The organism is Streptomyces sp. NPDC044044 (assembly GCF_056434405.1).
Genome location: NZ_JBWKFG010000001.1, coordinates 797,952 through 821,506, shown reverse-complemented (window position 1 = coordinate 821,506; position 23,555 = coordinate 797,952). Strand labels below are relative to the sequence as shown.

Annotated in this window: 26 protein-coding genes; 15 read left to right on the top strand and 11 right to left on the bottom strand. The window is 71.4% G+C overall.

Annotation, left to right across the window (positions count from 1 at the left end; translation table 11 throughout):
- Window positions 1-2: 2 nt before the first annotated feature.
- The 4 genes from ppk2 to AC07AG_RS03960 form a co-directional block, all read right to left on the bottom strand.
- A complete protein-coding gene (gene ppk2, locus AC07AG_RS03975; RefSeq protein ID WP_478751545.1) occupies window positions 3-983 on the bottom strand; it encodes a polyphosphate kinase 2 in 981 nt (326 codons plus the stop codon).
- A gap of 79 nt (window positions 984-1,062) precedes the next feature.
- Window positions 1,063-1,530 (bottom strand): hypothetical protein, encoded by a 468-nt coding sequence (locus AC07AG_RS03970; protein ID WP_478751543.1) that lies wholly within the window; start codon window positions 1,528-1,530, stop codon window positions 1,063-1,065.
- Window positions 1,527-2,036: an RNA polymerase sigma factor gene (locus tag AC07AG_RS03965; RefSeq protein WP_478751541.1), complete on the bottom strand. Its 510-nt coding sequence runs from the start codon at window positions 2,034-2,036 to the stop codon at window positions 1,527-1,529. Before AC07AG_RS03965 ends, AC07AG_RS03970 begins: the two co-directional genes overlap by 4 nt.
- Window positions 2,017-2,490 carry a DUF3995 domain-containing protein gene (locus AC07AG_RS03960; RefSeq protein WP_478751540.1) on the bottom strand — a complete coding sequence of 158 codons (474 nt, stop codon included), beginning with the start codon at window positions 2,488-2,490 and terminating at the stop codon, window positions 2,017-2,019. The genes AC07AG_RS03965 and AC07AG_RS03960 overlap by 20 nt, the downstream gene beginning before the upstream one ends.
- 179 nt (window positions 2,491-2,669) lie before the next feature.
- Between AC07AG_RS03960 and AC07AG_RS03955 the strand changes: the two genes are divergently transcribed.
- A complete protein-coding gene (locus AC07AG_RS03955; RefSeq protein WP_478751538.1) occupies window positions 2,670-5,867 on the top strand; it encodes an ATP-binding protein in 3,198 nt (1,065 codons plus the stop codon).
- Here the strand turns inward: AC07AG_RS03955 and AC07AG_RS03950 are convergent.
- The 3 genes from AC07AG_RS03950 to AC07AG_RS03940 all read right to left on the bottom strand — a co-directional run bounded on the left by AC07AG_RS03950 (window position 5,848) and on the right by AC07AG_RS03940 (window position 9,422).
- Window positions 5,848-6,639, bottom strand: a complete 792-nt coding sequence (locus AC07AG_RS03950) for an ABC transporter permease (protein WP_478751536.1) — start codon at window positions 6,637-6,639, stop codon at window positions 5,848-5,850. The two genes, AC07AG_RS03955 and AC07AG_RS03950, sit on opposite strands and share 20 nt — an antisense overlap.
- Window positions 6,636-7,616 carry an ATP-binding cassette domain-containing protein gene (locus AC07AG_RS03945; protein WP_478751534.1) on the bottom strand — a complete coding sequence of 327 codons (981 nt, stop codon included), beginning with the start codon at window positions 7,614-7,616 and terminating at the stop codon, window positions 6,636-6,638. The genes AC07AG_RS03950 and AC07AG_RS03945 overlap by 4 nt, the downstream gene beginning before the upstream one ends.
- Before the next feature lie 96 nt (window positions 7,617-7,712).
- Complete coding sequence (locus tag AC07AG_RS03940) at window positions 7,713-9,422, bottom strand: immunity 49 family protein (RefSeq protein ID WP_478751532.1); 1,710 nt, start codon at window positions 9,420-9,422, stop codon at window positions 7,713-7,715.
- A 345-nt stretch (window positions 9,423-9,767) separates the two neighbouring features.
- Between AC07AG_RS03940 and AC07AG_RS03935 the strand changes: the two genes are divergently transcribed.
- Together AC07AG_RS03935 and AC07AG_RS03930 are read left to right on the top strand one after the other, a co-directional pair.
- Window positions 9,768-10,292: a matrixin family metalloprotease gene (locus AC07AG_RS03935; protein ID WP_478751530.1), complete on the top strand. Its 525-nt coding sequence runs from the start codon at window positions 9,768-9,770 to the stop codon at window positions 10,290-10,292.
- An 11-nt stretch (window positions 10,293-10,303) separates the two neighbouring features.
- A complete protein-coding gene (locus AC07AG_RS03930) occupies window positions 10,304-10,843 on the top strand; it encodes a hypothetical protein (protein ID WP_478751529.1) in 540 nt (179 codons plus the stop codon).
- Window positions 10,844-10,903: 60 nt separating this feature from the next.
- Here AC07AG_RS03930 and AC07AG_RS03925 read toward each other — a convergent pair whose 3' ends face one another.
- Window positions 10,904-11,194 (bottom strand): hypothetical protein, encoded by a 291-nt coding sequence (locus AC07AG_RS03925; protein ID WP_478751527.1) that lies wholly within the window; start codon window positions 11,192-11,194, stop codon window positions 10,904-10,906.
- Between the two features lie 272 nt (window positions 11,195-11,466).
- Window positions 11,467-12,381: a LysR family transcriptional regulator gene (locus AC07AG_RS03920; RefSeq protein WP_478752218.1), complete on the bottom strand. Its 915-nt coding sequence runs from the start codon at window positions 12,379-12,381 to the stop codon at window positions 11,467-11,469.
- A gap of 90 nt (window positions 12,382-12,471) precedes the next feature.
- Between AC07AG_RS03920 and AC07AG_RS03915 the strand changes: the two genes are divergently transcribed.
- Window positions 12,472-13,800, top strand: a complete 1,329-nt coding sequence (locus AC07AG_RS03915; protein ID WP_478751525.1) for an aspartate aminotransferase family protein — start codon at window positions 12,472-12,474, stop codon at window positions 13,798-13,800.
- Between the two features lie 46 nt (window positions 13,801-13,846).
- Here AC07AG_RS03915 and def read toward each other — a convergent pair whose 3' ends face one another.
- Complete coding sequence (def, locus tag AC07AG_RS03910) at window positions 13,847-14,500, bottom strand: peptide deformylase (protein ID WP_478751524.1); 654 nt, start codon at window positions 14,498-14,500, stop codon at window positions 13,847-13,849.
- 120 nt (window positions 14,501-14,620) lie between these two features.
- Between def and AC07AG_RS03905 the strand changes: the two genes are divergently transcribed.
- The 3 genes from AC07AG_RS03905 to AC07AG_RS03895 are packed head-to-tail and all read left to right on the top strand — an operon-like array spanning window position 14,621 to window position 15,862.
- Window positions 14,621-15,229 (top strand): ArsR family transcriptional regulator, encoded by a 609-nt coding sequence (locus tag AC07AG_RS03905; RefSeq protein ID WP_478751522.1) that lies wholly within the window; start codon window positions 14,621-14,623, stop codon window positions 15,227-15,229.
- A gap of 16 nt (window positions 15,230-15,245) precedes the next feature.
- Window positions 15,246-15,485 carry a hypothetical protein gene (locus AC07AG_RS03900; protein WP_249585344.1) on the top strand — a complete coding sequence of 80 codons (240 nt, stop codon included), beginning with the start codon at window positions 15,246-15,248 and terminating at the stop codon, window positions 15,483-15,485.
- On the top strand, window positions 15,485-15,862 hold the full coding sequence (locus AC07AG_RS03895; RefSeq protein WP_361039155.1) for a toxin Doc: 378 nt from the start codon (window positions 15,485-15,487) through the stop codon (window positions 15,860-15,862). Before AC07AG_RS03900 ends, AC07AG_RS03895 begins: the two co-directional genes overlap by 1 nt.
- 72 nt (window positions 15,863-15,934) lie before the next feature.
- Here the strand turns inward: AC07AG_RS03895 and AC07AG_RS03890 are convergent, their stop codons facing one another.
- Window positions 15,935-16,264, bottom strand: a complete 330-nt coding sequence (locus AC07AG_RS03890; RefSeq protein WP_478751519.1) for a DUF4760 domain-containing protein — start codon at window positions 16,262-16,264, stop codon at window positions 15,935-15,937.
- A 261-nt stretch (window positions 16,265-16,525) separates the two neighbouring features.
- Between AC07AG_RS03890 and AC07AG_RS03885 the strand changes: the two genes are divergently transcribed.
- The 8 genes from AC07AG_RS03885 (at window position 16,526) to AC07AG_RS03850 (ending at window position 23,521) form a co-directional block, all read left to right on the top strand.
- Window positions 16,526-16,933 (top strand): YciI family protein, encoded by a 408-nt coding sequence (locus AC07AG_RS03885; protein ID WP_478751518.1) that lies wholly within the window; start codon window positions 16,526-16,528, stop codon window positions 16,931-16,933.
- A gap of 8 nt (window positions 16,934-16,941) precedes the next feature.
- Window positions 16,942-18,087 (top strand): RNA polymerase sigma factor, encoded by a 1,146-nt coding sequence (locus AC07AG_RS03880; protein WP_478752216.1) that lies wholly within the window; start codon window positions 16,942-16,944, stop codon window positions 18,085-18,087.
- A gap of 235 nt (window positions 18,088-18,322) precedes the next feature.
- Window positions 18,323-18,745 (top strand): DUF2243 domain-containing protein, encoded by a 423-nt coding sequence (locus tag AC07AG_RS03875; RefSeq protein ID WP_478751516.1) that lies wholly within the window; start codon window positions 18,323-18,325, stop codon window positions 18,743-18,745.
- A complete protein-coding gene (locus AC07AG_RS03870; protein WP_478751514.1) occupies window positions 18,742-19,566 on the top strand; it encodes a cytochrome c oxidase assembly protein in 825 nt (274 codons plus the stop codon). The genes AC07AG_RS03875 and AC07AG_RS03870 overlap by 4 nt, the downstream gene beginning before the upstream one ends.
- A 108-nt stretch (window positions 19,567-19,674) precedes the next feature.
- On the top strand, window positions 19,675-20,325 hold the full coding sequence (locus tag AC07AG_RS03865; RefSeq protein ID WP_478751513.1) for a dienelactone hydrolase family protein: 651 nt from the start codon (window positions 19,675-19,677) through the stop codon (window positions 20,323-20,325).
- 307 nt (window positions 20,326-20,632) lie between these two features.
- Window positions 20,633-21,559: an L-threonate dehydrogenase gene (gene ltnD / locus AC07AG_RS03860; protein ID WP_478751511.1), complete on the top strand. Its 927-nt coding sequence runs from the start codon at window positions 20,633-20,635 to the stop codon at window positions 21,557-21,559.
- A gap of 1 nt (window position 21,560) precedes the next feature.
- The gene (otnK, locus tag AC07AG_RS03855; RefSeq protein WP_478751509.1) at window positions 21,561-22,841 is read left to right on the top strand and encodes a 3-oxo-tetronate kinase; all 1,281 of its coding nucleotides are present in this window, start codon (window positions 21,561-21,563) and stop codon (window positions 22,839-22,841) included.
- Window positions 22,838-23,521 (top strand): class II aldolase/adducin family protein, encoded by a 684-nt coding sequence (locus AC07AG_RS03850; RefSeq protein WP_478751507.1) that lies wholly within the window; start codon window positions 22,838-22,840, stop codon window positions 23,519-23,521. Before otnK ends, AC07AG_RS03850 begins: the two co-directional genes overlap by 4 nt.
- Window positions 23,522-23,555 lie beyond the last annotated feature (34 nt).

Here is a 23,555-nt window from a genome sequence, read left to right as displayed (position 1 = left end):
GGTCACGGATGCTGACCGGGCCCCCGGTGGTTGTCGGCGAGTCTGCTGGGTGAGAGGTCCGTCGGGTCCTCGTCCGCCTCCAGGAGCGTGTCGGCCGGGCCGATGATGAGCGGGTCCGCCTCCCCCACCGCGTCTTTGTCCATGGCCGCGTAGTCGACACGCAGCAGCAGGTGCCGGATGGCCTCAAGGCGCCCGCGGCGCTTGTCGTTGAACTTGATGACCGACCACGGTGCGTGGACGGTGTCCGTGGCACGGAACATCTCCACCTTGGCGTGGGTGTAGGCGTCCCACAGATCCAGCGATGCGAGGTCCGTGGGCGAGAGCTTCCACTGACGTACGGGGTCCACCTGGCGGATCGCGAAGCGTGTGCGCTGCTCCGCGCGGGAGACGGAGAACCAGAACTTGACCAGCACGATGCCGTCATCGGTGATCATTTTCTCGAACAGGGGGGCCTGCCGGAGAAAGTCCTCGTGCTGTCGCGGGGTGCAGAAGCCCATGACGGGCTCGACGCCGGCCCGGTTGTACCAGGAGCGGTCGAAGAAGACGATCTCCCCCACGGCCGGCAGTTGCGCGACGTAGCGCTGGAAGTACCACTCGCCCGCTTCCCGTTCCGAGGGCTTGTCCAGCGCCACGACGCGGGCCCCTCGGGGGTTGAGGCGCTCGGTGAAGCGCTTGATCGTGCCGCCCTTGCCCGCCGCGTCCCGCCCCTCGCACACGACCACGACGCGCTGGCCCTGCTCGCGCACCGATCTCTGCAGCTTCAGCAGCTCGATCTGCAGGATCCGTTTCTGGCGCTCGTAGGCCTTCCGCTTCAGCTTCTCCGCGTAGGGATAGTTCTCCCGCCAGGTCTGCAGCGGCTCCCCCTGCCCGTCGAGCAGCACCGGACGCTCGGGCCGGGCCTCGTCCACCGACAAGCCGTCCAGCAGGCCTTCCCCGTCCTTGTCGCCCGACGTCACGCCGTCTCCTCTCATCGACACCTGCATCTTTCCACTTCCCCCATCGAACGCTACTCCGTAGAAATCGCCACATCCCCAGGGGCGCGTCCCAGCCGTCGCCCCCTCTTCACAGCAGGCCTTCCAGCCGCCGCAGGCTCCGCTCCCCCTCCCGCCGTACGCCCAACGGCACCAACGCCGCACGCCCCGGCACGCGCACCCCGCCGGTGAACGCCACCCGGGTGCCGTCCCCGTCCGGCGCCGCGGCGGCGCCGATCAGCAGGAACCGGCTCTGCAGCCAGCACCAGCCGGGCCGCTGCTCTCCGCGCAGCCGGGCCCGCATCCCGTACTTGCTGCGGGCCAGCGCTTCCACCCGCGCACCGTCCCGCCGTACGACCCTGAGCCCTCGCATGTCGGGCGCGATCTGCCCGAACGCGCTCTCCAGGTCTCCCAGCAGTGCCGTGACGCGATCGCATCGGGCCGCCACGAAGCCCTCGGTGACATGTGCGCCGGGGATGGCGGCGGCAAGCACACGCAGTCGCCGCACCGGGTCCAGGTCGGCGACGGGCCACTCGCTGGTCGTGTCATGTCCGCTCATGAGGTCCACGCCTTCCGGAAGGTGTCGCGCGCCCGGTGCAGCCGGGACTTGACGGTGCCGACGCGGATGTCGAGCAGTTCGGCCGCGGTCCGCTCGTCCAGGCCCTCCACGTCTCGCAGGACGAGTACCGCCCGGTGCTCGGGGGACAGTCGCTCCAGTACGTCCCTGATGTCGGCGGCGAGTTGGGGGTCGCCGCGCGCGGGCAGGGTGCTCAGGTCCGCGGGCACCGCGCGGGCGGCACGCCGGGCCAGGCGGACCGCCTCGCGCACCGCGATGGCACGAGCCCAGCCGCGCAGTGCGGCCGGGTCCTTGAGAGTACGCAGCGAGCGGAACACCGCCACCAGGGCCTCCTGCGCCGCGTCCGGGCCCTGGTCCAGGGCGATGGGTCCGCAGATTCGGCCTACGTAGGGGGCGAGTTCGTCCAGCAGCTCGGCCATGGCCAGCGTGTCGCCGCGCTGCGCCGCGCGCACCCGGCGCGCCATCTCGTCATCGGACACGTACGACATCTTCCCAACGGGCGGCCCTCTCGGGGTGGTTGGGTGCCTCGCGACGGGCGACCCGCAGCACGGCCGCACACAGCAGGGCGCACAACGGGGTGTAGAGCCCGAGGTTGAGCCAGTAGAAGGCGGACCCGGTGTCCTGCGCGAAGAGCCAGTAGATGCCCGCCAGCGTGCGCAGGCACAACCCGCCCGCCACCGCGAGGGTACCGAGCCGGAGCAGGCGGTGCGGGCGCCTGGACTGTGCGACGACGATGCCTGCGGCCGTCAACAGGAGTACGGCCAACGGCAGGACGACGGGCGGGGTGAAGGGGGCATCGGTGCCCAGGACCGCGTACGACAGGCTCTCCGCGTCATCAGCCGGCCAGGTGGAACCGGTGGCCCAGGAGAGGTGAAACAGGGCGTCCACGGTGAGCACCGAGGCGACAACTGCGGCGGCTCGGTATGCTGTTCGGTCGGGCATGATGCCTCCTGCGTTGGGAATCGACACCCAACAGAGGAGGCGAACGCGGGATACGTTCCCGCGGATGTCACGGAATTTCGTCCGCGTCGAAGCCGCGGAGTCGGTTACCTGTCGAGGGCCTTCGGTCGCGTGACCCCTCGCAGGATCGGACCGGCCGGACTCTTGGCTAATCTGCACAGGTGACCACCGACCTGACCCTGCTGCCGCGTGTCGCCCATCGCGGGCAGGAGGTCACCGCGCCCCGGCTCCGCGGTCTGCTCGCGCTGCTCGCGGGCGACGTGCGCGCCGGTTGCAGCACCGAGCGGTTGGTGGCCGGGCTGTGGCCGGACGCGTTGCCGGAGCGGCCCGGGAAGGCGCTGCAGGTTCTCGTGTCCAGGGCGCGGGCGCAGCTGGGCGCCGATGTCATCGCGAGCACGCCGACCGGATACCGGCTCGCCCTCGCCGAGGATCAGGTCGACAGCTCCGCCCTGCTGCTGCACGCCGCCCTGAGCGCGGAGCGGGCCAGGGCCGGGGATCACGCGGGGGCGCTGGCCGCGGCCGAGGCCGGGCTCGCGTTGTGGGAGGGCACCACTGAGGGGGCGGGCGACACCGACGACCCCGTGGCCGCGTTGCGTGCGGAGCGCGCCCCCGTCCGCGGCGCCCTCGTACGCGCGCAGGCACTCGCGCTCGCCCGCCTCGGCCGGCATGCGGAGGCTGCCGGGCCGCTGGACGTGGCCGCTTCGGAGTATCCGCGTGACGAGGAGGTGCTCGCCGAGTTGTTGCGCGGCCAGGCGGCGACGGCGGGTCCGTCCGCCGCGCTGACGCGCTACGAGGCATACCGCCGTGAGCTGCGCGAGGTGCTCGGCACGGATCCGGGCGCCCAACTCAAGTCCGTGCAGCGGGAATTGCTGCGCGGGGAGGCACCGGCCGTCAGGCACGGTGTGCCGCACGAGCCGAACCCACTGCTCGGCCGTGACGAGGACATCGCCGCGGTGGAGGGGCTGTTGCGCGATGCGCGTGCCGTCACCGTCGTCGGCCCCGGCGGCCTCGGCAAGACCCGGCTCGCGTACGCGGTCAGCCGCAGGGCCGAGCAACGCGTGGTGCATGTCGTGCCGCTCGCCGGGCTGACCACCGACCAGGACGTGGCGCTGGAGGTGGCTCTGGAGGTGGCCGCCGCGCTCGGCGCGGGCGAGGGACGGCACGGCGTCGTGAGCGGCCACGCCGCGGCCGACCCGGTGTCCGGCATCCTGGGCGTGCTGGGATCGGGGCCCGCTCTGCTGGTGCTCGACAACTGCGAGCAGGTCATCCGGGGCGCCGCGGGTCTCGTACAGACCCTGGTCGCGTCCTCGAAGGAGCTGCGGGTGCTCGCCACGAGCCGGGCGCCCCTGGACCTCACCTCGGAGGCTGTGTACGCGCTCCCGGAGCTCGGTCTCGACACCTCGGTCGAGCTGTTCACGCAGCGGGCCCGTGCTGCCAGGAGCGGCGTGGAGCTGCCGCCGGACGCGATGGCCGAGCTCTGCCGCCACCTCGATGGGCTGCCGCTTGCCGTGGAGTTGGCCGCGGCGCGGGTGCGGGTGCTTTCCGTGCCGGAGATCGCCCGCCGTCTCGGCGACCGGTTCGCGCTGCTGCGCGGCGGGGCACGGGACGCGCCGGAGCGCCACCGCACGCTGCACGCGGTCGTGGAGTGGAGCTGGAACCTGCTCGCGCAGGACGCCAGGGCGGCGCTGCGCACACTGTCCGTCTTCCCCGGCGGCTTCTGCGGCGACGCGGCGGAGCAGGTGCTGGGCGGGGACGCACTGTTCCTGCTGGAGCAGTTGACCGGTCAGTCGCTGCTCACCGTCGCCGAAACGCCGGTCGGCGTGCGGTTTCGGATGCTGGAGACCGTACGGGAGTTCAGCGCGGCGCGGCGCGCCGAGGCCGGCGAGGAGGACGAGGCCGTCGGCCGGTTTCTCGCCTGGGCCCGGGACTTCGGGGTCGCGTACACCGACGCGCTCTTCGGCCCGGAGCCCTCCCCGAGCTCTCGGCCCCGTCCGAGCAAGCAAGACCCCATCGCCGCCAGGGAACGGATCAGGGCCGAGCAGGACAACCTCGTACCGGCCCTGCGGCACGCCCTGGCCCGCGCGGACGACCCCACGATCGCCGCCCTCACCGCCGTCCTGGCCGCTCTGTGGTCCACCGACTCCAACTACCCGCGCCTCGCCGCCCTCGCCGCGGACACCGGCCCGCCGCTCTCGCACTACCGCCCCGCGCCCGAGTACGTCGAAGTCGCCCGTGCCGCCGCGGTGTTGTGCACGGCGGGCCTGTTCATGAACTACGGCCCGCATGCCGTTCGCCAGCTCGTCACCCTCCGGCGGCTGCCCGCGGCCCCGCCGGACACGCTGCCGCGCGCCACCGCGGCAGTGCTCGGCGCGGTGCCCGAGATGCGGCCTCCCGACTACGCCGTGCTGCACCGGCTCTGCGACGGCCACGGCGATGGCGGCGGTGATCAGCCGCTCGTCGCCGCCATCGCCGAGTGCGTGGCCACTTACGTGTGGGAGTACGAGCACGACATCGACCGCGCGCTGGCCTCGGCTCACCGGATGGTCGCCGCGCTGGCGCCGGTCGACAACCCGTCCCTGCAGCTCATGGGCCATTCCCGGCTGAGCGAGCTGAGCCTGCGGACGGGACAGGGCGAGACCGCCTACGAGCACCTCAGGGCGGCACTGAAGGTGCTGCCGCGGCTCGGCGACGAGCACGACTACATCGGCATCCGCTCGGCCCTGGTCCTCGCCTGCCTGCAGCGCGGCGACCCCGACGAGGCCGAGTACTGGCTGCGGCAGGCGGAGGGGGACGGCGCCCCGCAGGAGGACACCTTCTACAGCCCCGACCTCGGCGGCCGCGCCGAGATCGCGCTGGCCCGCGGGCTGACGGAGGCCGGGCTCGGCCTGTGGCGCGGTGCCGTGGAGCGGATGCCCGAGACCGGGTCGATGTACGCCGGTGACCCCTGGCTCGACCCGTGGGCGCTGCAGATCCAGTCGGCGGCGGTGACGGCGCACGCGCACGCCGACCGTCTCGAGCTCGTCGCACAGCCGGTCGACCGGCTGCGACAGCGCCTGCGGACCCTCCTTGACGGCCCGCTCCGTTCGCCCATGGAGCTCCCTGTGTTCGGGACGGTGCTGCACGCGCTCGGCATGGCCGGGCTCGCGTCCGGTGACGTGTCCGCCGTACGGATGGTCGCGCTGGCCGAACGGCTGCGGGTGCAACGCGAGTTCCAGCCGACGATGTCGGCGGCGCGTGCCCGGCGGGCGGCCGAGGCCGCGGACCGGGCGGCGTACGCCGACGCCGTGTCGGAGTACGCCGCCCTGGAGCGGGACGACCTGTGGGACGCGGCCCGCGCGCTTACTTCGGGTCGCGGTTGAACAACGACGTGGACCAGCTGTAGCCGAGTGCGGCAAGGCCCAGGCACCAGCCGACCGTGATCCAGCCGCTGTTGCCGATCCCGCTGCCGAGCAGCAGGCCGCGCAGCGTCTCGATGGCCGGTGTGAACGGCTGGTACTCGGCGATCGGCCGGAACCAGCCCGGCATCGCGTCGACGGGGACGAAGGCGCTGGAGATGAGCGGCAGGATCATGAGCGGCAGCGCGTTGTTGCTGGCGGCCTCGGGGTTCGGACTTGCCATCCCCATCCCGACCGCGATCCAGGTGAACGCCGTGGCGACCAGCACCAGCAGCCCGAACGCCGCGAGCCACTCCAGGGCCGTGGCGTCGGTGGAGCGGAATCCGATGGCCACGGCGACGGCGCCGACGAGGACCACGCTCATGATCCCCTGCAGCACGCTGCCGACGACATGCCCGATGAGCACCGCGCCGCGGTGGACGGCCATCGTGCGGAAGCGGGCGATGATGCCCTCGGTCATGTCCATGGAGACGGACACCGCGGTTCCCGCCGGGGTGGCGCCGATGGTCATCAGCAGGATGCCCGGGACGAGATAGGCGACGTAGTCGGAGCGGTCGGCGCCGCCACCCCCGATGCCCGCGCTCATCACGTCGCCGAAGACGTAGACGAAGAGCAGCAGCAGGACGATCGGTGTCAGCAGGATGTTCAGGGTGAGGGAGGGGTAGCGCCGGGCGTGCAGGAGGTTGCGGCGCAGCATCGTGGACGAGTCCTGTGCGGCCAGGGAGAGGGTGCTCATCGGACGGTCTCCTTGGCCGTGTCGGGCCGGCTCGGCACGGGTGTGCCGCCGGTCAGGGCGAAGAACACGTCGTCGAGGTCGGGGGTGTGCACGGTCAGTTCGTCGGCCTCGATGCCCTCGGAATCGAGCCGGTCGAGGATCGAGCGCAGCTCGCGCTGGCTGCCGTCGCTGGCGATCTGCAGCGTGAGCATGGCGTCGTCCGTGGTGACTTCCCGCAGGGCGCGGGCGGCGGATCGGTGGGCGGCCGGGTCGGTGAAGCGGAGTCGGACGTGTCCGCCGGGGATGAGCCGCTTGAGCTCGTCGGCGCTTCCCTCGGCGGCGATCGTGCCGTCGTTCAACACCGCGATGCGGTCGGCGAGTTCGTCGGCCTCTTCCAGGTACTGCGTGGTCAGAAAAGCGGTGACGCCCCCGGAGACCAGCTCGCGGATGATGGCCCACATGGTGTGGCGGGAGCGCGGGTCGAGGCCGGTGGTCGGCTCGTCGAGGAAGATGATGCGCGGGTTGCCGACCAAGGTCATGGCGAGGTCGAGACGGCGCTTCATGCCGCCGGAGTAGGTGGAGGCAGGCTTCTTCGCGGCTTCGGTGAGGTCGAAGCGTGCCAGCAACTCGGCGGCGGCCAGCCGCCCTTCGCGCTTGGGGAGATGGTGCAGGTCCGCCATGAGGAGCATGTTCTCCTCGCCGGTGATGAGCCCGTCGACCGCGGAGAACTGCCCGGTGACGCCGATCGCGGCCCGCACCGCGTGCGGGTCGGTGGCCAGGTCGTGGCCACCGACCCGCAGGTCCCCGGCATCGGCACCGATGAGGGTGGAGAGGACCTTGACGGCGGTGGTCTTGCCGGCGCCGTTCGGGCCGAGCAGGGAGAAGACGGTACCGGTCGGCACCTCCAGGTCGATGCCGTCGAGGACCGTCTTGTCCCCGTAAGCCTTGCGCAGCCCCGTGGCCGCGATGGCGAGGGAGGGCGATGTCGTTGTCGTCATGCCGCAGAGATTGCGGCAGGCCGCATTCAGCGGGGTTTCACGACGGTTTCAGCGTCCTGGAACCGGACGCGGCTCGGGCCGCCGCCGGGCAGGGACTCAGCAGCTCGGCATGGACTCGATCCGTTCGCGGTTGAGCAGATACGTGGGCAGGTAGGGCTGCTTGAGGGCGACGGGGAATCCGTGGTCGTACGCCAGACTGGCCATGGCCAGCGGCCCCAGCGCCACCCGGGCGCGCGGCGCCGCCGAGTCGCCCCAGTAGGTGCCGTGGTGGGCGAGGGCTTCGGCCAGTGCCTCGGCGAAGGCGTCGTGGTCGCGGGTGACCAGACGGTGGAAGAGAGCGACCGGCTGGTGGTCGATGAGGTCCGCGAGGTCCTTCGGTGTGTGGGTCAGGGACGCGGGCTGGGACGTCTCCATGGTGGTGATCAGCTTGCCCACGACGTCGTCCATCGGGCGCTCGGCCCAGTAGGTCTGGAGCGTGTCGATCCAGTGCAGTATGTACGCGTCGACGGAGTCGTCCTGCCGCAGGACCTCAAGCGGTACTTCGCACAGCCGGTCGGCCCGGTCCTTCTGACGGCACGCGACGGCGACGTAGAAGGCGTCGAGCCAGGCACGCGCGTCCGCGGGCGGCGCCGCGGGGGTGGCGGGCAGCTGCCGCACGCGATCCTCACCCAGACGGCACTCCTGCGCCTGCGCACCGGTGAACAGCGCCGAGCCGAGCTGCACGGCAGTGGCCCAGGCATCCCAGGTGTCGACGTGAGCCGCGTCGGGGTCGGTGGCGCAGTGGGCGTGGCTGAGCGTGAGCGCCGAGGCGAAGGCGTCGCCGAGTCCGGACGGGTCCTCGTCCTCGGCGAGGCGGGCTATCGCCTCGGCCGTGGTGCGGGTGAGTGCGGCGGCGTCGGGCGCCTTGGCAGCCGTGGGGGTGTCCATGCGCCCGGCACGGTCGAGACGGACCAGGCCCTTCATCAGGGCGAGGAGTTCCGGCGGCGGCCGCAAGGAGAAGGAACGGGTGTCGTGGTCGATGGCCGTGAGCGAGGTCAGGCCGCCCCGGTGCCACCAGTAGACCCGCGGTGACAGCTCGCCCGGACCGTCCTCATGGGCACCGAGGGCGTACGCGGCAAGGCTGTTGACGGCGTCGACCACGGAGCCGTCGACGATCGGGTGGTACGCCAGCAGATGCCGGGTGGGCACCACGACGAGAGCCCCGGCGTCCGGGAGCGACTCGCCACTGACCTGCCGGGCGACCTCGGACAGGAACAGCGCCTTGCTCGCGACGAACGGGGAGTCGCCGTACACGGAGTGCAGCAACGCCCCTCCCTGGAGCGGCACTTCCTCGTGCTGGACGGGCACGCGCATCAGGTTCGCGTGGGCCGCCTGTCCCAACTCCTCCATTCCGGCACGCTCCACGTCGGTGTCGGTGAGCATCCGCACGCTGGTGGGCATGTCCAGGGCGTACGCGAACACCAGCCCGTCGGCCACCACGCGGGCGTAGCGCATGGCACCTGCGATCTCCGGGGTGAGCGAATCCGTGGGCAACAGCCGCGCGTGCACGCCACGAAGGAGATCCGCGGCGCTCTCGCCGCCGCGGCTGCCCGCCTGCAGGGCGCCGAAGTGGGCGGCGACCACCTCGGGCCAGCGCTCTTCCGGCGCCTGGCGGCATTGGTGCGCCAGGTTGTGCAGGGAGTAGCTGTGGCCGTCCTGCGCGTACGGGGCGGTGAGGCCGCGCAGACGGGCGGCCTGGGCGGCGGTCAGCATCGGCAGGTCGCGATCGGGAGCGCCCGGGGTGTCAAAGGTGTTGTTCTCGTTCACTGTTGCGACTCTACGAGCTGTGCGCGTACGGGTCTCATGCCGGGTCGGGCGGGAGGAGGTCAGCGCCTCCACCTGCCGTACCACCGGCCGTTGGAAGGCCTCTCGTACGAGTGAGGTGCAGCCTGTCGCCACCCTGCCTTCGCCGTCGGCACGCTACGAAGATTCCACAGCGTGCCCATCGAACGGAGTCCTGTGCCCTCACGCCTTCTGCCGACTGCCCGCCCCGCCCGAGTCCCTGCCGGTCGCCCGCCAACCAACCTTGGCGCCCTGCGCGATCCCCATCCGCGGGCCGTGGGCCCAGGGCCTGGAAGCGCCCTGCTCTCCGCCACAGCGCTGGCTCTGGTCATGGTCACCGCGCAACCCTCCTCCGCCCAAGCCACGGCCCTTGCCGCGTGCGTGAACGGACTGAAGGACTCGCGGGGGCGGTCGTCAGTCGACGGCGGGGAGATCGCCTGGGAGGACGCGACGCGGTTCGACGGCGCACGACGGCACGCCCAGAAGGCCTGGACGGCAAACGGGCTCGATCGGGTGAAGTTCCCCGCCGACGACGCGACGCGCTACGCCGATCTGGAATGGTCGGACGTCAACACCTCCAGGCCTCCGTGGAAGAACATCCTCGGGCTCTGGAAAGGGCTTCAGGGCACCGACAGTCTGCGGCTGAACAAGGCGTACCTGGGGCCCGGCAAGCAGTACGGGGACACCAGGTCCCGGCAGAAGATCGCCGCGCATGAGCTCGGCCACGCCCTGGGGTTCTGCCACAAGAACCCTTCGTCCTACGGCTCGTTGATGGCTCCACACATCTACGACATGTCCTCCGACGGAACGCCGACGTCGCGAGACCGGCGGAACTACCACGCGCTGTGGGGCTGAAAGGCAGAGCAATGAGCGAGGTTCGCCGCCGTCTGGCCGTCGCCGCGGCAGCACTGACGGTACTGGGAGGCGCCGTCTGGAGTCTGTACAGCCTCACCGGGCCCAGGGAGAGCAGCGGCCCCACGGAGGCGGTCACTCTTTACGACCCCCAGGATGCCCGGCAGGTGGCGGGCACGGCCGACGACGTCTTCCTCGGCACGGTGGTGAGCCGGACGGGCGAGCGTGACATCTACGGCGTCTTCTCCGACCTGTACGCCGTCCGCGTCGGCCAGGTCTTCAAGGGGGCCGTTCGCGACACCACCACGGTCAGCTACTACCAGGGAGACGAGCCGTTGACGGAGGGCGCCTCCTACGTCTTCGCGACCGGACGTGTACCGGACGGACAGAGCCACGCCGTCCTCCTGGAGACCACCCCGGCCCTTGTCACCGACCTCAACGCTCCGGCCCGGACGATCGCCGCGGTCGCCGCGTCCGACGGCCGGACGATCAGGGAGTACTGGAAGTGGGCGGTGGACCATGAGATCGACGTCTCCCCCCGCCAGGAGCAGTGAGAAGCAGCCGCTATCGCCCGCACCGCGCCCGCTGCCCACCGACCCCGGATCCGGCAGTTGTCAGGGGGTGTCGCCGGACCAGTCCCAGCGGCGCCGGTCACAGGGGCGCGGATCGCCCGACCGCGGGTCGTACATCGCCCGCCCGCCGGCACCGAACTGCCCGAGCTCCGTGGGCAGGGCGACGCCGGTGTCGATCTCGCCCTTCGTCCAGCCGGTGATGTCGAGCAGCAGGCCGTCGAGCGGGCCGCCGACCAGCTCGGCGTAGTCCCGTCCCGGCTGTGGGCCCTGCCGGGGGTCGTCGTGGTCCTGGCCGTAGACCCGGCCGCGCAGCAACTCCTCGTCCCTGTCCATGCATCCCACACTCCCAGCCACCACTGACAATCGGCCCCGCTCGGCTCCTCCCGGGCTTCTCCCGGGCTCCTCCAGTGAGGAAATCGTCGTCGGACCAGGTCACCCGTACCCTGAGGGGCCTTGCTGCCGTGCCGCACTCCAGGAGACCCCGAGACCCCTTTGATGACCACACCGCTCCCGTCGCTCCTGGAGGAGCACCCGGTCGTCGCCGGCGTCAAGGCCGACGGCCGGGTCGTACTCGTCAACGAGGACCTGACTTTCGACATCTTCGGCTAGTCACTCCCGCCCGGCGACGGCAACGGCAGCTCCGGATGGTGGCGCAGCGCCTCCAGCACGGCGCTCACCGCCGCGCGGGGCGGTGAGCCTCGCCGGATCGCCGCCGTGATGGTGCGTGTCACGGGAGTCGCGAGTTCTCTGGTGGCGACGTGATAGCGGCGGTCGACCGCAAGGCCCGGCAAGAGGGCGATCGAAAGGCCGGCCTCGACGTGCTGCAAGGTCATCATGTAGTTGCTGAACCGGCAGACCACGCGCGGCTCGAAGCTCGACTGACGGCACAGACGCAGCGCGAGATTGGCCATGTACGACTGCGGGATGTCGAACGCCCACGGCTCGTCAGCGTAGGCCGCGAGGTCCACGGCGCCGCGCCCGGCCGCGGGGTGATCGGGCGGGACGACGAGCAGGACCGGGTCCGTGGCCAGCGGCACGATATCCAGGTCCGGCCCCAGCGGCAGCTCGTCGAAGTCCGTGGTCGTGATGATGATGTCCGCGTCGCCGCCCCGCAGCGCGGGCATGCTCGCGTGCGGCTCCAGCTCGAGCAGTTCGACGTCGAGGTGCGGATGCTCGCGCGCCAGCCGGCTCACCGCCGGAACGGCCATGGTGTGAATCGCGCTCTGGAACGCCCCGAGCCGCACCAGACCGGCCGGTTCCTCGCCGAACCCGCGCAGCTCCGCCTCCACGCTGCCCATGTGATCGAGGATCGCCCGCGCCCGCCGCGCGAGGATCAGCCCGGCCGGGGTCAGCCGGACCCTGCGCCCTGTGCGTTCGAGGAGCTGCGTGTGCGTCTCGGCCTCGAGCACGGCGAGCTGCTGCGACACGCTCGACGGGCTCAGGTTGGCGGCTTGGGCGACCGCCCGGACGGTTCCGAGCATGTCGAGCTGGCTCAGCAGTCGCAGTCTCCAGGGGTTCATCACGCTCCCATTGTTGTGCGGTTCTGCCGAACAGGAAAGCCGGAATCGTGAGATGGACGTGTCGCTCGGCTGCCGCCTACCGTCGGCGACATGACCGCTTCGACGACCGCTCCCGCGTCCACCGACACCTTCTGGGCCGATGCCGAGAGGCATCTCGTGCGCTACGGCGGCGAGTTCACCCACGAGATCATCGAACGTGCCGCCGGGAGCTTCCTGTTCACCGCGGACGGCCGGAAGATCCTCGACTTCACCTCCGGCCAGATGAGCGCGATCCTGGGCCACTCGCACCCGGAGATCGTCGCCACCGTCCAGCGGCAGGTCGCGTCGCTCGACCACCTCTTCAGCGGCATGCTCAGCCGCCCGGTGGTCGACCTCGCCCGACGCCTTGCCGACACGTTGCCCGCGCCCCTGGAGAAGGCTCTGCTCCTGACGACCGGCGCCGAGTCCAACGAGGCCGCGATCCGGATGGCCAAACTCGTCACGGGCAAGCACGAGATCGTCTCCTTCGCGCGGTCCTGGCACGGCATGACGCAGGCCGCCGCGTCCGCGACCTACAGCGCGGGGCGCAAGGGCTACGGACCGGGCGCACCGGGCAACTTCGCCATCCCCGTGCCGAACACGTACCGGCCCGACTTCACGACGGACGACGGCTCGCTTGACTGGCGCCGCCAGCTGGACTTCGCCTTCGACCTGATCGACGCCCAGTCGACCGGCAGCCTGGCCGCGTGCCTCGTCGAGCCGATTCTCAGCTCGGGCGGAATCATCGAGCCCCCGGCCGGATACTTCGCGGCCCTGCACGCCAAATGCAGGGAACGCGGCATGCTCCTGATCCTCGACGAGGCCCAGACCGGTCTGTGCCGGACCGGGACCTGGTACGCGTTCGAGCGCGACGGCGTCGTCCCCGACATCCTCACGCTCTCCAAGACGCTGGGAGCGGGGCTGCCCCTGGCGGCCGTGGTGACCAGCGCCGAGATCGAGCAGGAGGCGTACGAGCGCGGGTTCCTGTTCTTCACCACGCACGTCGCCGACCCGTTGGTCGCCGCGGTCGGCAACACCGTCCTCGACGTCCTGATCGGCGAGCGGCTCGACGAACGCGCCCGGTCGCTGGGCGCGTTCCTCCACCAGGGCCTGACGGACATCGCCGAGCGGCACGCGGTCGTCGGCGACATCCGCGGCAGGGGTCTGCTGGCCGGGCTGGAACTCGTCGTCGACCGCGAGACGAAGCGGCATTCGAACGAGCTGGGGGCGCGGGTCACACGGCGCTGCCTCGAACTGGGCCTGCACATGAACATCGTCCAACTCGCGGGCATGGGCGGGGTCTTGCGGATGGCGCCGCCGCTGACGGCCACCGAGGACGAACTCTCGCTCGGCCTGACGATGCTGGACCAGGCGATCGGCGAAGCCTGCGCCGAGCTCTGAGACACCGGACGCGAGAGGGCCGTGGCGGTATGCCGCCCTCAAGCCCTCAAGCCCTCAAAGTGTCGGCCTTGGCGGCCCGTTGCGCGAAGACGTCATCGCGGCGGTCTTCCATCTGCCGCAGGGCGTCCCTGCGGTCCCGCTTGGAGAGGCGGTCAAGATACGTGTGGCCGACGAGATGGTCGGCCTCGTGCTGCAGGCACCGGGCGAAGTAGCCCGTCCCCTCGATGACGAGAGGGTTGCCGTCCTTGTCCGACCCGCGCACGACGGACCGATCGGTGCGGGACACCGCCATGGTGGCACCGGGCACCGACAGGCAGCCCTCGAACTCGTCGACGAGTCGGCGGCTGCCCGGATCGGGCAGGTCCAGAACGGGGTTGACGATGTGGCCGACGTGCCGGATCCCGTCGTCGTCCGGGCAGTCGTACACGAAAAGCCGCAGGGCGACGCCCACCTGGTTGGCGGCGAGGCCTGCGCCGTCGGCCACGTACATCGTCAGGAACATGTCGTCGATGAGCGCCGACAGTTCCGCGGTTCCGAACTCGGTCACCTCCAGGCACGGACGGCTCAGGACGTCCTCCCCCACCACCGTGACCCGGCGCACCGAACCCCGTTCCGCCTCCGGCGACAGGGCGGGATACGTGTCGACGGGCCGGCCCTGCACACGGACTCGCCGGTCCACGGGACGGGACGGAACAGACATGACGCCTCCCCTTCTGCATACGCCATACGCCGCACGCCATACGCCGCACTCCGCGGATGACGGACGACACCGCGGCCCAACCCCTTGCACTTGGCTTTGCAAAGTACCAGACTTTGCAAAGTGACTGAAGATGACCTCACCCCCTCTCCCTCCCCAGGCCGCCGGACGCGGGACACCGGCGACGAACTGCGCGAGCACGAGGTGCGTACGGCCCTGATGGACCTGCTGGCCGAAGTCGGCACCGTCACGGCGACCGAAGCCGCCGCCCGGCTCGGCCACAGCTCGGGGCTCTGCTCGTTCCACCTGCGGCAGCTCGCACGGCACGGACACATCGAGGAAGCTCCTCACCACGGGGGACGCGCACGCCCCTGGCGCCTGAAGCAGCACCACCCCGCCGCCGGCGCACCCGCCGAGGAGCAGTTCGGTGACTTGGCTCGCGGCCTCGAGGACGAGAGCTGGCAGCGCTGGCTCGCCCAGCGCGACCAGGCGCCGGCCGAATGGCGCCGCGACGAGGCCTTCAGCGCCATCGCCTACCTGACGCCCGAGGAGATGAACCAGGTCGCGGACACCGTCCGCCGAGCACTGACCCCCTACCAGGCCCGCGAACAACGCCCGCTGGCCAGGCCGGACGGCGCCCGCCCGGTGGCCCTCATCACCAGGCTCTTCCCCTTGCTGCCACAGCCCGATTCCGGCGCTGTCGGGGGAGACACTCCCCCGACAGGTACCTAGTTGGTACCTTGGAGACATGCCGTCTCTGAACGTGACTTTCACCGACGAGGAGCTCAAGGGCGTCCGCGCGGCCGCGGCGGCCGAGGGCAAGAGCCTCAAGCAGTACCTGCACGACCTCGGGATCCGTGAAATGGAGCGCCAGAAGTTCGTCGCAGGCGCCTCCCTGTGGGCCGACAGGCTGCGTGCCGAGTTCGACGCGGCCAACCCCGAGGAGATTCCCCCCTCCGCGCGTCACGAGGGGTCCGCGGCCGCCTGATGGTTCTGTTCGTCGACGTCGCCTGGCTCTTGGACGTCCAGGAGTTCGCCGTCTCCCCCGAGGACATGTCCGTGTCGGACTACTCCGCGCTGGTCGCCGCGGTCGCCCGCCACAAGACGAAACTGCCGACCCTGGAATCCGCCGACCCGGACGCCGCCTGGCGCGCCGCCGCCCTGCTGCACACCATCGTGCGCCTGGAACCACTGCCGTACCGCAACAGCCTGTACGCGGCGTTCGTCGCGGCCCAGTACATGGACCAGTCAGGCGAGGGCATAGACCCGCCCTACGGAGCACTGTCCGACCTCGTACGAAAGATCCGCGAGAGCCGCATCAGCGTCTACGCGGTCGCCGATCAAATCAGGTCCTGGAAGGTCTGACGAGGCTCCGGCGAGGGTCCGGCGAGGTGCTGCACGCCGCGGCGGTACAGCGGCATCGCCCATGGGCGCCGATCAGGGCTGCGGCGGTATCCGCCACAGCCTGGTCTGCGCACGGGCCCGGTCGGCGGGGAGTTCACGCACGAGGTGATAGAGGTTCTCGAAGTACTCCTGCCAGCGATTCGGGTCCGGCATGGCCTGCGCGGCTCGTTTCCCGCGCTCCGCTTCCACGAGCGGCATCATGCCTTCCCACACGGAGATCACCGAGCCGCCGAGGTATCCGGAAACAGGCTCGATGTCCACGACTCCATGAGCCACCAGAGCGCCCAGGTTGTCGTAGAACCAGGCCAGGTCACGGACGAGGTCCCGCTGCTCTTCCGGCAGTCCGGCCAGCCCTGCCGACATGTCACAACCGGGAAGCTGATCGTGCACGAACTGCCGCGCGTGGGCCAGACGGTGGCTGCGGTGCTTCCGGAAGAGACCGGCCAGGGCCGGGAGGGTAGCGGCAATCGTGCGCACTCCCGGGCGCCCAGTGCGCAGGTGGAGGAGCGGGCGTCTCACTCTCCAGAAAAAGATTCGGCCGACGATGTCGAGAATCCGTGGCCCGCTCCGTCCCCGTGGTGAATGTGACCACAATGGGTCGCACCAGTACCGAGGAGAAACACGATGCCCAAGTACCTGCTGCTCAAGCACTACCGCGGCGCTCCGGCTTCGGTCAACGACGTGCCCATGGACCAGTGGACGCCTGAGGAGATCTCGGCCCACGTGCAGTACATGAGGGACTTCGCGGACCGGCTCGAGGGGACCGGTGAGTTCGTCGACAGTCAGGCGCTCGCGCCCGAGGGGACGTTCGTCCGGTTCGACGGTGAAGGGCGCCCGCCGGTCACCGACGGGCCGTTCGCCGAGACCAAGGACGTCATCGCCGGGTGGATGGTGATCGACGTCGACAGTTACGAGCGCGCCGTCGAGCTGGCCGGGGAGCTGTCGGCCGCCCCCGGCGCGGGCGGGAAGCCGATCCACGAGTGGCTGGAGCTGCGTCCGTTCCTGGGCGCGCATCCCACCGTCACGGAGTGACCTCCGACGTGGACGAGGCCCTGCTCCGGAGCCTCACGCCGAGCGTGCTCGGCATTCTCGGCCGCCGCGGAGCCGACTTCGCGGCGGCCGAGGACGCCGTGCAGGAAGCGCTGGTCGAGGCTGTCCGCGTCTGGCCGGCCGACCCGCCGCGGGATCCCAAGGGCTGGCTTGTCACCGTGGCCTGGCGCAAGTTCCTCGACGCGACGCGGGCGGACACCGCCCGCCGTCGGCGTGAGGACCTCGTCGAAGAGGAGCCGGTGCCGGGGCCCGCTCCCACCGTGGACGACACGCTCCAGCTCTACTTCCTGTGCGCCCACCCGTCGTTGACTCCGTCGTCCGCGGTCGCGCTCACGCTGCGCGCCGTCGGCGGGCTCACCACCCGGCAGATCGCCCAGGCCTACCTGGTGCCCGAGGCGACCATGGCGCAGCGCATCAGCCGGGCCAAGCGCACCGTCTCCGGCGTGCGGTTCGACCGGACCGGCGACGTCGCCACCGTGCTGCGCGTCCTCTACCTGGTCTTCAACGAGGGCTACTCCGGCGACGTCGACCTCGCCGCCGAGGCCATCCGGCTCACCCGGCAGCTAGCGGCCGCGATCGACCACCCCGAGGTGGCGGGGCTGCTCGCCCTCATGCTGCTCCACCACGCCCGGCGCGCCGCACGGACCGCGCCCGACGGCAGCCTGGTGCCGCTCGCCGAGCAGGACCGCGGCCGGTGGGACACGGAGTCGATCGCCGAGGGCATCGGCATCCTGCAGGCGGCCCTCGCCCGTGACCGCCTTGCCGAGTTCCAGGCCCAGGCCGCCATCGCGGCGCTCCACGCCGACGCGCCCACCGCCGAGGAGACCGACTGGGTGCAGATCGTCGAGTGGTACGACGAGCTCGCACGACTCACCGACAGCCCGGTCGTCCGGCTGAACCGCGCGGTGGCCGTCGGCGAGGCGGACGGAGCACGCGCCGGTCTTTCGGCGCTCGCGACGCTGGACGACTCGCTGCCCCGGTACGCCGCGGTGGCCGCGTACCTCCACGAGCGTGACGGCGACCTGGCGACGGCGGCAAAGCTGTACGCCGAGGCGGCCCAGAAGGCGCCCAACCTCGCCGAACGCGACCACCTGACGCGCCAGGCCGCCCGGCTCAACGCCCACCGGCGTCACTGAGGGCACCGCCGCACCGGGCGACCGTGCCGGACGTCCGCGTCAGGCCTTCGTGCCAGGCCCCCAGGCCCCCGTGTCAGGCGGCACATCGGCGCGAATGCGACGGTCTGTCCTTCCGCTTCCGGGTACTCGGCGCCTCGCTTTCCCGCCGGACGCCGAACGCCGAGGAGACCCGCATGACGTTCCATCCCCGTGAGCAGCAACTCATCAAGGGCGCCGCGCACAGGGGCGCGGACCGGTGAGAGGGCGGTCCCTGCTCTCCGGGGCGCTGGTCGGCGTCGGGCTCGCGGCCTTCGTCGACGAGACGGTGTTCCACCAGCTGCTGCACTGGCACCACTTCTACGACAAGGCATCGAGCGAGGCCGGGCTGGTGTCCGACGGGATCTTCCATGCCTTCGGCTGGCTGGCGATGGTGGCGGGCCTGTTCCTGTACGCGGATCTGTGGCGCCGGAGTGCCCGGCACCTCACCGCCTGGTGGTCGGGCCTGTGTCTGGGCCTCGGTGGCTTTCAGCTGTACGACGGCACGTTCCAGCACAAGGCTCTGGAGCTGCACCAGATCCGCTACGGCGTGGACCTCGCACCCTACGACTGGACCTGGAACGTGATCGCCGTGCTGTTCCTGCTCGTCGGCGCACTGCTGCTGGTCCGGGCCCGCCGATGACGGCCTTCGCGCTGGTGGTGGCCGCGGGCTGCCTCGGCTATGTCGCGGCGGCCGGGCGGTTGCGCCGGCGCGGCGACCGCTGGCCGCACCGGCGTGACGCGGCGTTCTGCGCGGGCGGCGCGGTGCTCGTCGTCTCGCTGGTCGCTCCATGGGACGGGTGGCCGCCGTTCACCGGGCACATGGCCACCCATCTGGGCATCGGCATGACCGCGCCGCTGCTCTTCGTGCTCGGCCGGCCCGTGACGCTGGCGCTGCGCGCCCTGCCGGTGGGACCTCGGCGGCGGCTGCTGTCCTGCGTACGCTCCCGGCCCGCGTCCCTGCTCGTGTGGCCGCCGTCGGCCGCGCTCCTGCACAGCGCGGGACTGTGGGCGGTGTACCGCACGCCGCTCCTTGCCGCCGGCCACCACCGGCCCTGGCTGCACGCACTCGTCAGCGCTCATCTGCTGGCCTCAGGCGTGCTGTTCGCCTTCGCCGTCCTGGCACTGGACCCGCTGCGCCACCGGGCAGGGTTCGCGCTGCGGGGCGTTGCCCTGCTGGCCGCGGCGGCCGCGCACGGCATCCTGGCCAAGTCGCTGTACGCCACGGGCCCGCCCGGCACCTCCTATGCCGCGTCCGACCTGCACCTCGCGTCGTACGTCATGTACTACGGCGGGGACGTGGTCGGCATCGCCCTTGCCGTGCTGCTCGGGCACCAGTGGTACGCCGCCGGGGGCCGTGCCCTCGTCCGGGCCCGGCGCGCTCTCGACGCGGAAACGGCGGGGCCGGGGCAGCCGTGGGGCGAAATGCCTTCCCGGCGCACGTCGCGGACCCGTCCCCGCTGATCCCGAGCGCGTCCTGGCCTCCTCACCAGCGCACCCCCAGAGGTCGCCGCGTAGTGAGAACCGCGCGGGGTACCCGGCACACACCCGTCCCCGGAATCCGGAGGTCCTATGCTGTCCGAGACCGTCACCGTGTCCAGCGGCGAGGGGGCAATCATCGGTGAACTGACCCTTCCGGACACGGTGCTCGGCGTCGCGATCATCGCCCACGGCAGCGACAGTTCCCGGCGCAGCCCTCGCGACCGGGCCGTGGCCGACGCGCTGCAGGACGCCGCGCTCGGGACGCTGCTCATCGACCTGCTCACCGCCGACGAAGAGGCCGCGGACTGGGCGACCGCCCGGCATCACTGCGGCATCGGTCTGCTGACGCACCGTCTGATCGCTTCCGTGGACTGGCTCGCCGCCCGTGCCACCGATCTGCCGCTCGGCCTGTTCGGGGCCAGCACGGGCGGGGCTGCCGCGCTCGGCGCCGCGGCCGCCCGGCCCGGCATCGTGGACACGGTGGTCTGCCCCGACGGCCGCCCCGATCTGGCAGGAGACGACGTGCTCGGCCAGGTGTGCGCGCCGGTCCTGCTGCTCGCAGGGGGCCGCGACACCGAGGTGCTGCGGCTCAACCGGCAAACGGCCAATCGGCTGCGTCCCCTCAACCGGCTGCGCGTGATCCCCGACGCCACGGACCTGTTCCAGGAACCGCAGGCACTGGACGAGGTCGCCGCCGTGGCGGCCCGATGGTTCGCCGGCATGGGGCAGACGCACTCCTGAAGGTCCGCCGGCCAGGCTCCGCCCGCACGTGCACGTACGCCAGGGCAGTCGCACCCGTCGTACGTCACCGGTGACTGACACCACGTCAAGTGGCTGCCGGGCGAGGGGACTTGCGCGCCGGTCGCCGAGAGCGGCCGGACGCACTCCTCACCCGTCAGGCAGCCACCGGCCACGCCATCACCCGGCATGTGACCGGCATCACAGTGCGCCATCCCACATCCTCAGGTCATCATATGACCCGATCGCCGCACGGATTCAGAGCCGGGCCGCACCCCGGACGGCACAGCACAGCGAGACGAGGACGGGCATGAACGACCACGACAGGCCGGCACTGCCACGCGTGGGCGTGGTGGGGCTGGGGGCCATGGGGCTCGGCATGGCGCGCAGCCTGCGGGACGCGGGCTTCGATGTGGGTGTTCATGACCTGCGCCCCGATGTGGCATCGGCCTTCGCCGAGGACGGCGGCACCGCCTTCGCCTCCGCCGGTGACCTTGCGGCCTCGGTCGACGTCCTGGTCGGCGTCGTGGTCAACGCGGCGCAGGTCGAGTCGGTCCTGTTCGGCGCCGACGGCGCGGCCGAGCGGCTGCATCCGGGTTCCGTCTACGTCATGTGCTCCACGGCCGACCCCACCTGGTCCGCCGAGCTCGAACGGCGTCTGGCCGAGCGTGGCGTGCTCTACCTGGACGCCCCCATCTCCGGCGGCGCCGCACGGGCCGCGAGCGGCGAGCTCACCATGATGACGTCGGGCGCCCCCACGGCGTACGCGATCGCCGATCCGGTGCTCGAAGCCATGAGCAGCACGGTCTACCGGCTGGGCCACGAAGCCGGGATCGGCTCCAAGGTCAAGGTCGTCAATCAGCTCCTCGCGGGTGTGCACATCGCCGCGGCGGCCGAGGCGATGGCGCTCGGCATCAAGGCGGGCGTCCCCGCCGATGCGCTCTACGAGGTCATCACGCACAGCGCGGGCAACTCTTGGATGTTCGAGAACCGCATGGCGCACGTGCTCGCCGGGGACTACACGCCGCTGTCCGCGGTCGACATCTTCGTCAAGGACCTGGGGCTCGTGCTCGACGCGGCCCGACCGGAGAAGTTCCCCCTCCCTCTGGCGGCCACCGCCCATCAGATGTTCCTGCAGGCGTCGGCCTCCGGTCTCGGCGGCGAGGACGACAGCGCGGTGATCAAGATCTTCCCGGGCATCGAGCTGCCCGGACAGACCGAGAAGTCGGAGGGCTGACATGGGAATCCGACTCGGTTGCATCGCCGACGACTTCACCGGCGCCACGGACCTGGCCAACAACCTGGTGCGTGCGGGCATGCGCGTGATCCAGCTGATCGACGTACCGCGGACCGGAGCCGATGGACCGCTCGACGCTGACGCGGTCGTCATCGCGCTCAAGTCGCGGACCACCCCGGCCTCCGACGCCGTCGAGGCCTCGCTGCGGGCGCTGGAGTGGCTGCGGTCGGCGGGCGCGGAGCAGATCTACTTCAAGTACTGCTCGACCTTCGACTCGACGCGGGCCGGCAACATCGGGCCCGTCACCGAGGCCCTGATGGACGCCCTCGGCACCGATTTCACGGTCGCGACCCCGGCGTTCCCCGACAACGGGCGCACCGTCTTCAAGGGCCATCTCTTCGTCGGGGACGTGCTGCTGAGCGAGAGCGGCATGCGCCATCACCCCCTGACGCCGATGACCGACTCCAACCTGGTCTCCGTGCTCGGCGCGCAGACCGCGCGCCCGGTCGGTCTCATCGACCACACCGTGGTCGCCGCCGGTGCCGAGGCGATCGGGCAGCGCATCGATGCGCTGCGCGAGGAGGGCATCGGCGCCGCGATCGTCGACGCCGTCTCGAACGACGATCTCGTACGCCTTGGCACGGCGGTCAAGGGGCTGCCGCTGGTGACCGCAGGGTCGGGTCTGGCGATCGGCCTGCCCGCGAACTGGGGCTTCGAGCCGTCCCCCGCCGCGGCCCGGCTGCCCCGGCCCACCGGGCATCAGGCGGTCGTCTCCGGATCGGTCTCCAGTGCGACCAATGGTCAGGTCCGGGAGTTCCTGCGGAGCGGCAGGCCCGCGTTCAGCGTGGATCCGCTGCGGATCGCGGACGGCGACGACGTGGCCGGGCAGGCCCTGGCCTTCGCCGCCGCCCATCTGGCCGACGGGCCGGTGCTCGTCTACTCCACCGAGGCGCCGGACGCGGTCAAGAACGTCCAGGGCCGCCTCGGTGTCGCCGAGGCCGGTGAGCTCGTCGAGCAGACCCTGGCCCGCGTCGCCCAGGGGCTCGTGGGGCTCGGTGTCCGGCAGCTCGTCGTCGCCGGCGGCGAGACCTCGGGCGCGGTCGTCCAGGCGCTGGGCCTGACGGGTCTGCGCATCGGACCGCAGATCGACCCCGGTGTGCCGTGGTGCGCCGCGGCCCTGCCCGGCGGGGACACGCTCCACATCACGCTGAAGTCCGGCAACTTCGGCGGCCCCGACTTCTTCACCTCGTCCTTCACCCACCTCGCCCGGGAGTCGGCATGACGCAGCTCCCGAGCCCGGCCGCGCGCGACGTCGACGACGCGCGCGCCGAGATCGTCCGGGTGGGCACAAGCCTCTTCGCCCGGGGCTATGTCCACGCCAGCGCGGGCAACATCAGCGCACGGCTCGGCGACTCCCACCTGATCACCCCCACCGACGCCGCCCTGGGTTTCCTCGACCCGGAGCGCCTGGCCCTGGTCGACGCCGCAGGCGAGCAGATCGCGGGCGACCGTGCCAGCAAGACCCTCACCCTGCACCGGCGTATCTGTGCCGCCGACCCCACGGCACGGTTCGTCATCCACACCCACTCCACGCAGCTGGTCGCACTCACCCTGGCCGGAGTGTGGAGCACGGACGACGTGCTTCCGCCCCTCACTCCGTACTACGTCATGAAGGTCGGACACGTCCCGCTCATCCCCTACCACCGGCCCGGCGATCCCCGCGTGGCCGACCTGGTGACCGGCCATATCGCTGATCGTGCCGCGGGACGCACGCCGATCAGAGCCGTACTGCTCGACCGTCTGGGCCCGGTGGTCTGGGGCCCGGACGCCGCATCCGCTCTCGCCGTCCTCGAAGAACTCGAGGAAACGGCACGCCTCTGGCTCCTGACCGACCGTCGCCCCGAGCCGCTCCCCTCCCCCGCTCTCGACGAACTCAAGGCCGTGTTCGGCGCCTCTTGGTGATCGCGCACCGCCCGTCGGAGAATCCCCTGAGCCG

Coding starts and splice junctions, on each gene's coding strand:
- AC07AG_RS03920 (WP_478752218.1), bottom strand. CDS start 12,381: ATGAACCCCTGGAGACTGCGACTGCTGAGCCAGCTCGACATGCTCGGA.
- AC07AG_RS03865 (WP_478751513.1), top strand. CDS start 19,675: ATGCTGTCCGAGACCGTCACCGTGTCCAGCGGCGAGGGGGCAATCATC.
- AC07AG_RS03950 (WP_478751536.1), bottom strand. CDS start 6,639: ATGAGCACCCTCTCCCTGGCCGCACAGGACTCGTCCACGATGCTGCGC.
- otnK (WP_478751509.1), top strand. CDS start 21,561: ATGGGAATCCGACTCGGTTGCATCGCCGACGACTTCACCGGCGCCACG.
- AC07AG_RS03935 (WP_478751530.1), top strand. CDS start 9,768: ATGGTCACCGCGCAACCCTCCTCCGCCCAAGCCACGGCCCTTGCCGCG.
- AC07AG_RS03850 (WP_478751507.1), top strand. CDS start 22,838: ATGACGCAGCTCCCGAGCCCGGCCGCGCGCGACGTCGACGACGCGCGC.
- AC07AG_RS03925 (WP_478751527.1), bottom strand. CDS start 11,194: ATGGACAGGGACGAGGAGTTGCTGCGCGGCCGGGTCTACGGCCAGGAC.
- AC07AG_RS03960 (WP_478751540.1), bottom strand. CDS start 2,490: ATGCCCGACCGAACAGCATACCGAGCCGCCGCAGTTGTCGCCTCGGTG.
- AC07AG_RS03965 (WP_478751541.1), bottom strand. CDS start 2,036: ATGTCGTACGTGTCCGATGACGAGATGGCGCGCCGGGTGCGCGCGGCG.
- AC07AG_RS03945 (WP_478751534.1), bottom strand. CDS start 7,616: ATGACGACAACGACATCGCCCTCCCTCGCCATCGCGGCCACGGGGCTG.
- AC07AG_RS03915 (WP_478751525.1), top strand. CDS start 12,472: ATGACCGCTTCGACGACCGCTCCCGCGTCCACCGACACCTTCTGGGCC.
- ltnD (WP_478751511.1), top strand. CDS start 20,633: ATGAACGACCACGACAGGCCGGCACTGCCACGCGTGGGCGTGGTGGGG.
- AC07AG_RS03970 (WP_478751543.1), bottom strand. CDS start 1,530: ATGAGCGGACATGACACGACCAGCGAGTGGCCCGTCGCCGACCTGGAC.
- AC07AG_RS03895 (WP_361039155.1), top strand. CDS start 15,485: ATGGTTCTGTTCGTCGACGTCGCCTGGCTCTTGGACGTCCAGGAGTTC.
- AC07AG_RS03885 (WP_478751518.1), top strand. CDS start 16,526: ATGCCCAAGTACCTGCTGCTCAAGCACTACCGCGGCGCTCCGGCTTCG.
- AC07AG_RS03930 (WP_478751529.1), top strand. CDS start 10,304: ATGAGCGAGGTTCGCCGCCGTCTGGCCGTCGCCGCGGCAGCACTGACG.
- ppk2 (WP_478751545.1), bottom strand. CDS start 983: ATGCAGGTGTCGATGAGAGGAGACGGCGTGACGTCGGGCGACAAGGAC.
- AC07AG_RS03900 (WP_249585344.1), top strand. CDS start 15,246: ATGCCGTCTCTGAACGTGACTTTCACCGACGAGGAGCTCAAGGGCGTC.
- AC07AG_RS03870 (WP_478751514.1), top strand. CDS start 18,742: ATGACGGCCTTCGCGCTGGTGGTGGCCGCGGGCTGCCTCGGCTATGTC.
- def (WP_478751524.1), bottom strand. CDS start 14,500: ATGTCTGTTCCGTCCCGTCCCGTGGACCGGCGAGTCCGTGTGCAGGGC.
- AC07AG_RS03890 (WP_478751519.1), bottom strand. CDS start 16,264: ATGTCGGCAGGGCTGGCCGGACTGCCGGAAGAGCAGCGGGACCTCGTC.